The organism is Idiomarina sp. Sol25, assembly GCF_033052775.1.
GTDB lineage: Bacteria > Pseudomonadota > Gammaproteobacteria > Enterobacterales > Alteromonadaceae > Idiomarina.
Genome location: NZ_JAUPEW010000209.1, coordinates 1 through 246, shown reverse-complemented (window position 1 = coordinate 246; position 246 = coordinate 1). Strand labels below are relative to the sequence as shown.

Below are 246 nucleotides of genomic sequence, written 5' to 3'. Positions count from 1 at the left end.
AATATGGTGGGTTGATATCCCAGCCGGGCCAGATAATAGCTGGTGCTAAGGCCTTCCGCACCCCCACCGATGACGGCGATTTTACGATCATTGTCTTCGGCCTTATAGGGATCAACATGCTTTCCCGCGGACATCTCATAATCCGCCACAAATCGTTTGAGGGGATTAATGGCTACATCTGCCCGGCCCCCTGTGAGCTTGCCTGCAGACGCAACCTCATTGATGAACCTGTAGCCATTAATCCCC

Annotated in this window: 1 pseudogene; it reads right to left on the bottom strand. The window is 52.8% G+C overall.

Annotated features, from left to right (window positions below):
* Window positions 1-246, bottom strand: a pseudogene (locus tag Q5L94_RS14025) (hypothetical protein); the annotation flags it as partial.